This is a genomic window from Stutzerimonas sp. CXK-1 (genome assembly GCF_057738225.1).
The window spans coordinates 2,641,011-2,653,314 of sequence record NZ_CM173217.1 but is presented as its reverse complement, the minus strand read 5'-3'; the positions used below and the strand labels follow the sequence as shown (position 1 = coordinate 2,653,314).

Below are 12,304 nucleotides of genomic sequence, written 5' to 3'. Positions count from 1 at the left end.
CACCCGTGCCGCCACTAATGGGCTCGGGTTTCGTGCATGGACGCGCGTGTCTTGAGCCCGTTGTCGAACTCGGAACGGGACAAGAATAATGGCACTCAAAAAAGAAGCGCTGGAGTTTGACGTCGAGGATGCGGTTTTGCTCATGGAGCCGGGCATAGACTTCGACCGTGTCAGCACAGTGCAGCATGCGACCAAGGCTCCCAAGACCAAGCCTGTCGCCAAGCAACACAAGTTCATCGACTACAACCGGGCGCTCGACGCGACCCAGTTGTATCTCAACGAGATCGGCTTCTCCCCCCTGCTGACGCCCGAGGAAGAAGTGCACTTCGCACGTCTGGCTCGCAAGGGGGATCCCGCCGGGCGCAAGCGCATGATCGAGAGCAACCTGCGCCTGGTGGTGAAGATTGCGCGTCGCTACGTCAATCGAGGCCTGTCGTTGCTCGATCTGGTCGAAGAGGGCAATCTCGGGTTGATTCGCGCCGTGGAGAAATTCGACCCGGAGCGGGGGTTCCGCTTTTCGACCTACGCCACCTGGTGGATTCGCCAGACCATCGAGCGCGCGATCATGAACCAGACGCGGACCATCCGCCTGCCGATTCATGTGGTCAAGAAGCTGAACGTCTATCTGCGCGCGGCTCGCGAGTTGACCCAGAAGCTGGATCACGAACCGAGCCCTGAGGAAATCGCCAACCTGCTCGAAAAGCCGGTTGCCGAGGTCAAGCGCATGCTTGGGTTGAACGAGCGGGTCACTTCGGTCGACGTGTCGCTCGGGCCGGACACCGACAAGACGCTGCTCGACACCCTGACCGACGAAAAGCCCAACGATCCCTGCGACTTGTTGCTGGACGATGATCTGTCGTCAAGCATCGATCAATGGCTGTCCGACCTGACCGAAAAGCAGCGCGAGGTCGTCGTGCGCCGATTCGGCCTGCGTGGGCACGAAAGCAGCACGCTCGAAGAGGTGGGACAGGAGATAGGTCTCACTCGCGAGCGGGTGCGGCAAATTCAGGTCGAAGCGTTGCGCCGTATGCGTGAGATCTTCGAGCGCAACGGACTGTCGAGCGAAGCGCTGTTCCACTGAGGCGTCCCGGTCGCCGAAACGGGCCTGATTTCAGGCCCGTTTCGTTTTTGGCCTCACTAAACCGAACGGACTAATCCACGCGGGCCAATTGCTCAGCAAGATGTAAGCATTTGCTTACATTTGCTGTAGGTAAAGCCTGGTTGAGCCTGTCGAATGGTTTCGTGGACTATAAATAAAACATTGATTTATAAGGTATTTTAGTCGAAGGGCTGCGGTGATTTGTCGCTGTTGCCCGGTGCCGGGCCAGTTGCTCCGGGGCGGGTGATCATTAATATCGCCCCTGTGCTGACGGACAAGCACAAGGCCACAAGGATGGGGCCAGGACAGCCGCAGGATGCGGTTTCATCAGGATGATGATCAGGAATACAGGGAGCATGGAAGAAGCCGGGCGGGGTATACCCCGCCCCTTTTTTTGTCCGTAGAAAAGTGCGGCCGACCGAGTAGCCCGAACTGTTGCTGGCCGACGCACACTAATGTTCTGACGACGCCCCAGAGGTTGGAAACATGATTGGTCAGAACCCTTCAGACAAAGATCCCATTCCCGATGAAGGTGAAGTGGAGCGCAAGCCCGATGAGGCTGATGAAGAGCAGCTGGACGAGGCCATCGAGGAAACCTTTCCCGCCAGCGACCCCATTTCGCCCTGAGTTCGCTTTACCTTCGAACTGCCAGTGCCGGGAGAATCTGTTCCGCGAGTAACGGCGCCAGCTCAATTCGGGTAACGGCTGGCAGCTCGAGCCAGCACGCCTCCTCGATTTCGGCGCGCGTCTCAACCGCTTCATGCAGTTTGCCCAGAAAGACCTTTGCATTGACGCGGTGGCCTGGCTCGTTGGCGGCGGCCGCCTGGAACCGCCCGAGCGGTTCGACGTCTTCCGCTGGCAGTGCAAGACCCAGTTCCTCCTCGAGTTCCCGGCAAAGGGTCTGCAAAGAGGTCTCGCCTGCTTCGCGTTTGCCACCGGGCAGCATGAAGAAGCGGCTGCCGCGTTTGCGCACCACGAGCAGGCGCCCCTCTGCATCGAACAGGGCGGCCGCGACAATATCGATCGTTGGCGTGTCCATCTCTCTCTCCTTGCGTCGCATGGCGACCAGTGCCTTGGTCTGCCGGTAGCGCTCCAGACGAGCGCAAAGCTCTCTCGGCAGCTCCTCCGTCGCTCCAAACCCTCGCTGCTCGTAGAAGCCAACCAGCGAAGGGCGGCAGAACAGCCAGATCGGCGCAGCGGTCTGCATCTGCACTTGAGTGAGCAGGGCGGACGCCACACCGGTACCGCGGTGTTCCGGCGCGACCAGGAGATTGGTCAGCCAGTAGCCCTCGGCGACGGGCGTCAGGCACAACCCCGCTACGATTTCGCCCTGGCGGACTACCCAACATTCTGCGAGCGGCGCGATGCGCGCGCGACTGCCATGGCTGCGATAGAACTGTTTGAGCAACGGATGAAGGGGGCTGGCGAGGCGTTGAATTTCGAGCACAGGAGGATTCGATTGGCCCTAGGCCCGGCGATTCTAGCGCGTGCCGGCCATGCGAAGCAGCCGGGCCGGATCGCTGCCGTTCATCCGGCCGGCGGCATTTTTATCGCCAGGAGGTGCTCTCAACCTTAAGCAGATTCCAACGACAGGAAAAACAATATGTTGGACCTACTGATCGTCGTGGCCTTCATCGTTTACGGGTTGATGTCGGGCCTGCGTGCGCGAAGCAAGGCGTCCCAGAGTCTGGATGAGTATTTTCTCGCTGGCCGGACCATCAAGGGTTGGCGGGCGGGGGTATCGATGGCGGCGACACAGTTTGCCGCCGACACGCCGCTGCTGGTGGCAGGCCTGGTCGCCACTGCCGGTGTGTTCGCAGTGTGGCGGTTGTGGATCTACGGTCTGGCGTTTCTGCTGCTGGCCTGGTTGTTCGCCAGCAACTGGCGGCGTGCCGGCGTTCTGACCGATGCCGAGGTCACTCGCGTGCGCTATAGCGGCAGGGCCGTCGCGCCGCTGCGGCTGTTCAAGGCGGTTTATTACGGCACGGTGATCAATTGTGTGGTGCTGGCGATGGTGCTGGTTGCAGCCATCCGCATCGCGGAGGTCTTTCTACCCTGGCATGAATGGCTGCCAGCGGGGCTTTATCAGGTCGTCGCTAGCTTTATCGAGGCCAGCGGCATACGCCTGGGCGAAAGCATTACGGGCCTCGACCCGATCACCACCAGTGCCAACAACCTCATCTCCATCCTGCTCATCCTGGTATTCACGGCGACCTATTCGATCACCGGCGGGCTGCGCGCGGTGGTGCAGACGGACGTCATGCAGTTCGCCGTGGCGATGCTGGGCACGGTCGCCTATGCCTGGTTCGTGGTCGATGCGGCGGGTGGGCTCGGGGGGCTGACCGACCGGGTCGTCGAGCTGTATGGCATGGAGCAGGCAAGCAAGCTGCTCTCTTTCTCGCCGCCCTCGAATGTAGGGGAGGCTGTGCTGCCGTTTCTGGTGATCGTTGGCATGCAGTGGCTGTTCCAGATGAACTCCGATGGCACCGGGTATCTGGCACAGCGCAGCATGGCCTGTCCGACCGACCGTGAGGCGAGGATCGCAGGCCTGGTGTTCACCTGGTTGCAGATTCTCGTGCGCAGCCTGTTTTGGCTGGCAATCTCGATCGGCCTGCTGGTGCTCTATCCGTTTTCCCCGGCGGAGGCCGGCGCCGATGGCTTCACCGCAGCCCGCGAGGCGCTCTTCGTGACCGGCATCGATGAGCTCATGCCGCCCGGCCTGCGCGGCCTGATGCTGGTGGGCTTGCTGGCGGCGCTGGCCTCTACCGTCGACACGCATCTCAACTGGGGCGCCTCGTACTGGAGCAATGACGTCTATCGCGCGGTGGTGGCGCCGAAGCTGCTCAAGCGGGAGGCCAAGGATAAGGAGCTGGTGTTGGTAGCGCGGATATCCAACGTGGTGATTCTGCTCATCGCCATGGTCATCATGGCCAACCTCGGTTCGATCCAGACGGCCTGGTTCATCTCGCTGCTGTTCGGGGCCGGAATGGGCGCCGTGCTGGTGCTGCGTTGGTTGTGGGAGCGGATCAACCTCTATTCCGAATTGGCCGCGATGCTCGTCTCGCTGATCCTGGCGCCCGTCCTGCTGTACTACTTCGGTACCGACCCCGGTGAGGAGTGGATCCGGCTGGGCCTGATGTCGTTGATTACTTGCGCGGCGGCGGTACTGATCACCTTCGTCACGCCACGCACCGACGATGCGACGCTGCAGCATTTCTATCGCAAGGTTCGCCCGTTCGGCTTCTGGGGGCGCACGGCGGCGCTTTGTGGCGATCAAGGTCGTGCGCGTGGGGCCTTTGGAAGTCGCGTTCTGGCGGTAGTGGTCACCGCGGTGTCGCTCTACAGCCTGTTGGTCGGAATCGGTCGCCTGGCATTCCCGCCCCCCGAGGGCGGCGAGTGGCTCAGTTGGCTGAGCCTGGGCGTGGGTCTGGTGCTCTCACCCGTGTGGCTGCGGATGGCGCTGAGCGACAGGTTCGAGCAACGTCCCGATCCGGCGCTCGGCGTGGCCGAAGCCGAGCACCGTTGACTATCGGCTCCGCGGGCAGCCAGGCGGTTGCTGGACCTGGCGGATGCGCTCGGCCGGCACGCGCAGCTGGGTCAAGAGGTACTGGGCGAACGCGGCCGAGTAGGGCTGGCGCTCGATGGCCCAGGCCATGCAGCTCAGCCAGGCATCGCGCTCCGCCTCACCGACGTTCCAGCGCGTATGGAACTGCGGAATGCTGATCGGGCCGAAGCGCTCTGCATAACGCCGCGGGCCGCCCAGCCAGCCGCAAAGAAAACTGGTCAGTTTCTCCTGCGCCAGGCCCAGGTCATCCGGATACATGGCGCGTATCGTCGCCGCCTCCGGCAGGCTGTCCATCGCCCGGTAGAAATCCGCTACCAGGCGCTTGAGCCCGGCCTCGCCGCCGGCCGCCTGGAACGAGGCATCGCTCACGCCGAACACCGGCTCCTGCTGTTGACCGATCATTTTCGTCCTCCATTGCGGGCGCCGATGATCGCGGCTTGTGCCAGATCAACACAAGCGCGGCGGTGCGCCCTGCGTCGCGTTGGCCTGCGCTATGCTCTAAACCTCACATCAAGGGAGGTGACTATGCGCAAGCTTCTTGTGGCTTTCGATGGTTCGGACAATGCCCGGCGGGCCCTGCAGTACGTGGTCGATCTGGCAGGCGAGCTCAAAAGCGTGCCGCAGGTGCACGTGATCAACGTCCAGCAGGAGCCGGTGCTCTATGGCGAGTACGTCAGTGCCAGCATGATCGAGGAGATCAACAACGGCTTGATGGCCCAGTCGCGCGGCCTGCTCGACGAAGCCTCGAAGACCCTGAACGCGGCCGGCATCCAGGCCGAGACGCACACCGTCATGGGCAATGCGGCCGACCAGATCAGTGCAGCGGTCAGCCGCCTCGGTTGCGACACGCTGGTGATGGGCACCCGCGGGCTTGGCAACTTCACCGGCCTGGTGATGGGCTCGGTGACCAACCGGGTCGTGCACGAGTCGGCTATCCCGGTCGTGCTGGTCAAATGACCGGCAACTGAGAACAGGGGCGAGGCAAGGGCCTCAGCCCTTGTCCTTGAGCAGCTCTGCCAGGCCGGCGAGGGCCTTGAAGGTTTCCTTGCGCCCCAAATCGGCACCGGCGCGCGGCGCAGTCTGGTATTGCGCGTCGGTATAGCGAGCATGCTCGTTGTCGTGGCAATACAGGCAGAGCAGCTCCCAGTTCGATCCGTCCTCGGGATTGTTGTCGTGGTTGTGGTCCTTGTGATGGACCGTCAACTCGCTCAAACGCTTGCCCGAAAACTCCCGTGCGCAACGACCGCACACCCAGGGGAACATCTTCAGGGCCTTCTCCCGGTACCCTTGCTCGCGCTGGCTATAAGGAATGTCCGGCTTCTTCGCTGTCATGCTGCCTGCCTCCTAATGCTCTCAGCCGGCAAGGCCGACATAGACGTTCTGCACATCGTCGTGCGAGTCGATCGCCTCGAGAAAGGCTTCCACTTCTTCCAGCTCCGCACCGCTGAGTGACACCGGGTTCTTCGGGCGGTAGCCGAGCGTGGCGGATTGCACGGTAAAGCCGAAGTCGGGCAGGGCCTTGCATACCGCGTCCAGGTCAGTGGGCTCGGTAATGAACAGTGTTGCGCCTTCGTCGGCGGCCTCGAAATCCTGGGCGCCGGCCTCGATGGCGGCCAACTCGGCGTCCGCGCCGGCTTCGGGCGTCGCCTCGATCATGCCGACGTGGTCGAAGTCCCAGCTTACCGAGCCGGACGAGCCGAGCTGGCCCTTGCGGAACAGCACGCGAATTTCCGCGACCGTGCGGTTGAGGTTGTCAGTCAGGCACTCGACGATCACCGGCACCTGATGCGGGGCGAAACCCTCGTAAAGGGTGCGCTCGTAATGGACCACCTCGCCGGTGAGGCCGGCACCCTTCTTGATTGCGCGCTCGAGCGTGTCCTTGGGCATCGAGGCCTTCTTGGCCTGGTGCACGGCCAGGCGCAGCTTGGCGTTGGTCTCCGGATCGGCGCCGTTACGCGCGGCGATCATGATTTCCTTCACCAGCTTGCCGAAGATCTTGCCCTTGGCATTGGCGGCGGCTTCCTTGGGTTTGGCTTTCCACTGTGCGCCCATGGTTCATCTCATGTGATGGTCGATGTCGCGCGGATTCTAGCCCCTTGGCGAGGCGCCGGCACCTGCCGGCGAGCGATTCACGCGACGCCCGCTCAAGCGCTTGCCTGGGTCAGGCGCTGCAGTTCGCGGCGCACCATGGCGGCATAGGCCGGCGGGCTGAGCCGATAGAGTTCGGTTGCGACCCAGGCCAGCCAGCGAGATTCCAGGCGGGCGCGCTCATCCAGCAGGCGCTGTGCTTCGGCCGTGGCACGCTCGGCATGCGCGCGGTGAAAATCGGCTCGGGACATGGCAGTGCTCTTCGCTCGCGAGGGTTGAAGCGGCCAGCCTACGCCAGGTGCGCTGCCTTGGTAATAGTGGTGCGACAGGTTAGGCTCGGCAGCTTCGGAGGTCTTTCGGATTGCATCTCTTGGCTATCGATTTCAAGTGCAGGGTGACTCGTCAGCGGCCATACGGGCGCGCGGAGCAGGGAGCGGCCGGTGGCCTGCCGGCGATCGTCGATCAGCTGGAAAGCGATCGTGGCCGCATCATCAATTCCGCCGCCGTCCGTCGGCTGCAGCAGAAAACCCAGGTGTTCCCGCTCGAGCGCAATGCGGCGGTACGCAGCCGGCTGACACATTCGCTGGAAGTGCAGCAGGCCGGGCGTTTCATCGTGCGCACCTTGTACAAGCAGCTCGGTGAGCGGGCCGGCGAGGTCGGGCTCGATGGGCTGGAGGGCGCACTGGAGACGCTCGTCGAGATGACCTGCCTGATGCATGACATCGGCAATCCGCCATTCGGACACTTTGGCGAGTACGCCATCGGCCAGTGGTTCGACCAGCATCTGGACGCGCTCTTCGACCAGGCGCTCGGCCAGCGGGGCGACCCGGCGCTGCGTCATCGCATGCTTTGCGATCTCAAGCAGTTCGAAGGCAATGCCCAGGCGGTTCGCCTGGTGGTGACCCTGTTACGCCTGAACCTCACCTATACCCAGACGGCCGGGCTGCTCAAGTACGTGCGTGCGGCCTATGCACCCAAACCGGATAAAGGTACGCCGGGCGCCTACCTGCGCAAGAAGCCGGGCTTCTATCTTTCCGAGGAAGGTTTCGTCGCTGAACTGCACGAGGCGCTCGGCATGGCACCGGGCACTCGCCACCCGGTCGCCTACATCATGGAGGCGGCGGACGACATAGCCTACTGCCTGGCCGATATCGAGGACTCGGTCGAGAAGGGCATCTTCAGCATCGAGCAGCTGGCGCAGCTGCTGGTCGAGCGCTTCGCCACGCATGCCTCGCCGGATGCACCGGTCCCGGGCAGCAATCGCAGTTTCGCCAGCATGGTCGGTTACGCACTTGAGCGCGCGCACAGGGAACCGATCAACAGGAACGGCGAGTTCTTCATCTGGCTGCGCGTCAATCTGGTGCATCCGTTGGTGCAGCATGCCGCGCGGCAGTTCATCGACAACATCGAGGCGATCTTCCACGGCACGCTGGACCGTGCGCTCCTGGAGGATCGGAGCCTGCCCAACGCGATAGTCGCCACCTTCAAGGATGTGGCCATGGCCCGGGTGTTCTGCCATCCGGAAGTCGAGACGCTACAGCTGCAGGGCCACCGGATCCTGCAGGGCTTGCTCGATCACTACGCGCCGTTGCTGCGAGTAAGCCCAGCGCTCTTCGAGCAGTTGACCGTAGGCAGCTGCCGCGAGGAGCCTTATCTGCAAATGCTGGCGCGCCGTCTGCCGAGCCTGCTGATCAAGGCCTATCACGAAGCCCTGCGCGGCGCAGACCCGGATGCGCCCGATTGGCCGCTGTGGGAGTTCTACCATCGCACCCGCATGCTGCAGGACTTCGTCAGCGGGATGACCGACCAGCACGCCTGGGACGAATACCGCACGTTGCAGGTAATCTGAGTCTTCGCAGCGCCAACGTCCGAATGTGCTTTGCGCCAACGCAGTGCCGCGGGACGGCGCCTGCCCCGATGTGCAGCATCGAGCCGAGGCAATACCGGCTCGCTTGGTACGCGCGTTGCATTGCTTCGGTGCAGGAAATACCTGATCAGCTCCAACTTGGCGCGATCCGGTTTTCCAGAATTGGCAGCAACCTGTTAAAAATCAAATACTTGCCTGATTTCCATCAGCGAGCCCTCGCTACGGCGGGCCGGGGATGCGGTCTTGGAAAAGATGGCAGCGACGCATCTTGGTGCGGCGGGGTTTTCGAGGTTGCCGTTTTGGTGCGATTTCTCCTGAGGCAGTAGCGAACCATGGAAAACCTCGATAGTGCCGTGCAGTCCCTGGTGCACGGCTCCAACACGCTTTTCATCCTGATCGGTGCCGTGATGGTGTTGGCGATGCACGCCGGCTTCGCCTTTCTGGAGGTGGGCACGGTGCGCCTGAAGAACCAGGTCAACGCACTGTCGAAGATCATCACCGATTTCGCCGTCTCGACCCTGGCCTACTTCTTCATCGGCTACTGGATCGCCTACGGCGTCACCTTCATGACCCCGGCCGATCAGCTGGTGGCCGATCACGGCTACGCGCTGGTGAAGTTCTTCTTCCTGCTTACCTTTGCCGCAGCCATCCCGGCGATCATTTCCGGTGGTATCGCCGAGCGCGCCAAGTTCGGCCCGCAGCTATGCGCCACGCTGCTGATCGTTGCCTTCGTCTATCCCTTCTTCGAAGGCCTGATCTGGAACGGCAACCTGGGCCTGCAGGCCTGGCTGGAGGCGACCTTTGGTGCGGCCTTCCATGATTTCGCCGGCTCCGTGGTGGTGCATGCCATGGGGGGCTGGCTGGCCTTCGGCGCGGTGATCCTGCTCGGCCGGCGCAACGGTCGCTACCGTGACGGCCGCCTGGTTGCCTTTGCGCCCTCGAACATCCCGTTCCTGGCGCTGGGCTCGTGGATCCTCATCGTCGGCTGGTTCGGCTTCAACGTGATGAGTGCGCAGTCACTCGAGGGCATCAGCGGCCTGGTCGCCGTCAACTCGCTGATGGCGATGGTCGGTGGTACGGCCTCGGCCTGGCTGGTTGGCCGCAACGACCCGGGCTTTCTGCACAACGGGCCGCTGGCCGGACTGGTAGCCGTTTGCGCCGGTTCCGACCTGATGCACCCGGTGGGTGCGCTGGCCACCGGAGCGATCGCCGGGGCACTGTTCGTCTGGGCGTTCACCGCCACCCAGAACAAGTGGAAGATCGACGACGTGCTCGGCGTCTGGCCGCTGCACGGCCTGTGCGGTGTCTGGGGCGGAGTCGCTTGCGGCCTGTTCGGCCAGCACTGGCTTGGCGGCCTGGGCGGCGTCAGCCTGGCCAGCCAGTTGATTGGCTCGCTACTGGGCGTTGGTGTGGCGCTGGTCGGCGGTTTTGCGGTTTATGGTCTGCTGCGCGCCACGCTCGGTATCCGTTTGTCGCAGGAAGAGGAATTCAACGGCGCGGATCTATCGATTCACCGCATCGGTGCGCTGAATCAGGACTGACGCGGCGCGGGCGAACGCCAGTCGTTCGCCCGCAGTCGGCCCGTTGTGAGCAGCGCCCGGTTACTGGAGCAGGAATGCCGCAAGCGGGGCAGGTGGGTGCAGCGCGATGAAGGGGGCAGCGAGCTTAGCCGGTGCGACGCTCTGCTCCCTCGTGTCAGGAAAACCGGCCTGGCGGCGGTGTCTCTTGTTCGGCAGCTTGTCTAGAATCGCGCCTCCGCCTACAGGAAGCCCGCCATGACGCCTGCCGACCAGCCCCTCGATATCGACGCCCGTTACGCCTTTGCCTGCTCCCTGGCGCGCGAGGCGGCGCAGATGGGCATGGCACTGTATCGCTCGCGCGCGACGCTGACGGTCGAACACAAGGGCGGCGACCGGCAGGATGTCGTCAGCGTCGCGGACCAGCGGATCGAGCAGTTCCTGCGCTCGCAGCTGGCCGAACGGTTTCCCGCAGACGGTTTTCTCGGCGAGGAAAGCGGCGCCGCCGACCTCAAGGCCCGTTGCGTGTGGGTGATTGATCCGATCGACGGAACCGCCTGCTTCCTGCATGGGCTGCACAACTGGTGCGTATCGGTTGGCCTCTTGGTCGATGGCCAACCCTGTGTTGGCGCCATCGCCGACCCCAACCACGACGAACTCTTTCATGGCTGCCTGGGACGCGGCGCCTATGTCAATGAAGAGCCGCTAAAGGCCAGTGCGGCGACCCACGTCAGTGAGGGGCTCACCGGGGCGGGTACCTTCCATCCGCGCGGCAAGGAGCACTTCATTCCCTTCCTCGTGCAGTTGCTTGCCGAGGGCGGAATGTTCCTGCGCAACGGCTCTGGCGCGCTGATGACGGCCTATGTCGCCGCCGGACGCCTGATCGGTTACTACGAGACCCAGCTCAAGAGCTGGGATTGCCTCGCCGGGTTGGTCCTGGTGAAGGAGGCCGGCGCGCTGGCGAACGACTTTCTGCGCGGCGATGGGCTGCTCGAGGGCAACCCCTATCTCGTGGCAGCCCCCGGTGTGTATGCGCAACTGTCGCGCATGATCGGGCCCTCGCTGGACGCCTGAGCCGAGTCGGCGCGTTCGTCGGTACGGCTTGCGTCGGCCGAGCTCTGCGCGCAGCCTTGGACAGACCCCGGTGCGGCAGCCGCCGAGCGGTCGCCGGGGGCAAAGCCAAGGCTGATTGCGAGGTAACGACCATGAGCACCATGCAATGCACCTACCGCGACCACACCATCGTCGCCGACGTCATGGAGTACCCGGGGGCTCCTACTCCCTGGGCCCTGGGCTGTCGGATCACCGATCCCGCCGGACATACCACTCGGCGCTTGCCGGTTTCGGGTGGTCACGGCTTCGTCAGCGAACTGCAGATCGCCCAGCGGCTGTCGCTGGCACACGGGCGCTGGCTGGTCGATCAGGCACTCGATCACGGGCATGCGCTGTTTTCGCAGGCGGCCTGAGACCGTCTGCAAACGACCTTCCCGGGCCGCCGATCGCGCGGCCCGCATTTTCTTACAGTTTGTTGTCTCGAGCGTTGGGGTTGCGAACGGCATCGCAATGGCTACGAACCGCTGCTAGCGGGCTGCACCCTGCGTCGAACCTGTTCGTGCTCCGGCAGCCGCTGCGCGATTTTGCCCATTGCGCATCGGGCCGGACGGTGGCATAGCTGGTGCCAGGCCACTCGACAACGGTGGCCGTGTCCACAAGCCAAGGTAAGGACGACTTATGCAAATCCAGGTTCACAGCGATAACCATATCGACGGCAGTGCCCGGCTTGCAGACTGGGTGAGTGCCAGTGTCGCCAGCAGACTGGAGCGCTACGACGACGATCTGACGCGGATCGTCGTGCATCTGAGTGATGAGAACGGAGACAAGGCTGGCGCCCAGGACAAGCGCTGCCAGATGGAGGCGCGGCCCAAGGGGCTGCAGCCGGTTTCGGTGACCCACAAGGCCGAGTCGCTGGAACTGGCCATCGACGGCGCCATGGAAAAGCTCGACAAGGCCCTCGGCCATCAGTTCGGCAAGGCGCGTGCGAAGCGCAATGCAGTCGCCGCGCAGCCGCTGGGTTCCAGCGCGGCGAGCGATGCCCTGCTGGAGGAGGACTTCCTCGCCGATGAGCAGGCCCGCCTGGCCTGAGCGCTAGCAAGTAGCCGGTAATGAGG

The 12,304-nt window shown here is 63.5% G+C and carries 14 protein-coding genes; 9 read left to right on the top strand and 5 right to left on the bottom strand.

From position 1 onward, the window contains the following. Positions 1–88: 88 nt before the first annotated feature. A complete protein-coding gene (rpoS, locus tag AC0KXH_RS12450) occupies positions 89–1,081 on the top strand; it encodes an RNA polymerase sigma factor RpoS (RefSeq protein ID WP_488223493.1) in 993 nt (330 codons plus the stop codon). A gap of 504 nt (positions 1,082–1,585) precedes the next feature. Next, a complete protein-coding gene (locus AC0KXH_RS12445; RefSeq protein ID WP_158002190.1) occupies positions 1,586–1,726 on the top strand; it encodes a hypothetical protein in 141 nt (46 codons plus the stop codon). Between the two features lie 7 nt (positions 1,727–1,733). On the opposite strand, the gene AC0KXH_RS12440 is transcribed toward AC0KXH_RS12445, so the two are convergent. Then, the gene (locus AC0KXH_RS12440; protein ID WP_488223492.1) at positions 1,734–2,546 is read right to left on the bottom strand and encodes a GNAT family N-acetyltransferase; all 813 of its coding nucleotides are present in this window, start codon (positions 2,544–2,546) and stop codon (positions 1,734–1,736) included. 156 nt (positions 2,547–2,702) lie between these two features. On the opposite strand from AC0KXH_RS12440, the gene AC0KXH_RS12435 reads away from it, so the two are divergent. Beyond that, positions 2,703–4,625 (top strand): sodium:solute symporter family protein, encoded by a 1,923-nt coding sequence (locus AC0KXH_RS12435; protein WP_312357860.1) that lies wholly within the window; start codon positions 2,703–2,705, stop codon positions 4,623–4,625. On the opposite strand, the gene AC0KXH_RS12430 is transcribed toward AC0KXH_RS12435, so the two are convergent. Then, positions 4,626–5,066, bottom strand: coding sequence for a group II truncated hemoglobin (locus tag AC0KXH_RS12430; RefSeq protein ID WP_488223491.1), 441 nt, complete (start codon positions 5,064–5,066; stop codon positions 4,626–4,628). A gap of 123 nt (positions 5,067–5,189) precedes the next feature. Here AC0KXH_RS12430 and AC0KXH_RS12425 point away from each other — a divergent pair, with 123 nt between their 5' ends. Further along, on the top strand, positions 5,190–5,621 hold the full coding sequence (locus AC0KXH_RS12425; RefSeq protein ID WP_041104537.1) for a universal stress protein: 432 nt from the start codon (positions 5,190–5,192) through the stop codon (positions 5,619–5,621). Between the two features lie 33 nt (positions 5,622–5,654). Here the strand turns inward: AC0KXH_RS12425 and AC0KXH_RS12420 are convergent, their stop codons facing one another. The 3 genes from AC0KXH_RS12420 to AC0KXH_RS12410 form a co-directional block, all read right to left on the bottom strand. Then, positions 5,655–5,996 (bottom strand): YajD family HNH nuclease, encoded by a 342-nt coding sequence (locus AC0KXH_RS12420; protein ID WP_041104538.1) that lies wholly within the window; start codon positions 5,994–5,996, stop codon positions 5,655–5,657. Positions 5,997–6,017: 21 nt separating this feature from the next. After that, positions 6,018–6,716 (bottom strand): YebC/PmpR family DNA-binding transcriptional regulator, encoded by a 699-nt coding sequence (locus tag AC0KXH_RS12415; RefSeq protein ID WP_041104540.1) that lies wholly within the window; start codon positions 6,714–6,716, stop codon positions 6,018–6,020. A gap of 92 nt (positions 6,717–6,808) precedes the next feature. After that, positions 6,809–7,003: a hypothetical protein gene (locus AC0KXH_RS12410; RefSeq protein WP_313327297.1), complete on the bottom strand. Its 195-nt coding sequence runs from the start codon at positions 7,001–7,003 to the stop codon at positions 6,809–6,811. 119 nt (positions 7,004–7,122) lie between these two features. On the opposite strand from AC0KXH_RS12410, the gene dgt reads away from it, so the two are divergent. The 5 genes from dgt to AC0KXH_RS12385 all read left to right on the top strand — a co-directional run bounded on the left by dgt (position 7,123) and on the right by AC0KXH_RS12385 (position 12,278). Beyond that, entirely contained in the window at positions 7,123–8,601 is a 1,479-nt protein-coding gene (gene dgt / locus AC0KXH_RS12405) for a dGTPase (protein WP_488223490.1), read from the top strand. Positions 8,602–8,951: 350 nt separating this feature from the next. Continuing rightward, on the top strand, positions 8,952–10,160 hold the full coding sequence (locus tag AC0KXH_RS12400; RefSeq protein WP_061340004.1) for an ammonium transporter: 1,209 nt from the start codon (positions 8,952–8,954) through the stop codon (positions 10,158–10,160). Positions 10,161–10,394: 234 nt separating this feature from the next. Then, positions 10,395–11,210: an inositol monophosphatase family protein gene (locus AC0KXH_RS12395; RefSeq protein WP_488223489.1), complete on the top strand. Its 816-nt coding sequence runs from the start codon at positions 10,395–10,397 to the stop codon at positions 11,208–11,210. Between the two features lie 131 nt (positions 11,211–11,341). Continuing rightward, positions 11,342–11,602 (top strand): hypothetical protein, encoded by a 261-nt coding sequence (locus tag AC0KXH_RS12390; RefSeq protein WP_488223488.1) that lies wholly within the window; start codon positions 11,342–11,344, stop codon positions 11,600–11,602. A 265-nt stretch (positions 11,603–11,867) separates the two neighbouring features. Further along, the gene (locus AC0KXH_RS12385; RefSeq protein ID WP_041104546.1) at positions 11,868–12,278 is read left to right on the top strand and encodes an HPF/RaiA family ribosome-associated protein; all 411 of its coding nucleotides are present in this window, start codon (positions 11,868–11,870) and stop codon (positions 12,276–12,278) included. Positions 12,279–12,304: the final 26 nt, after the last annotated feature.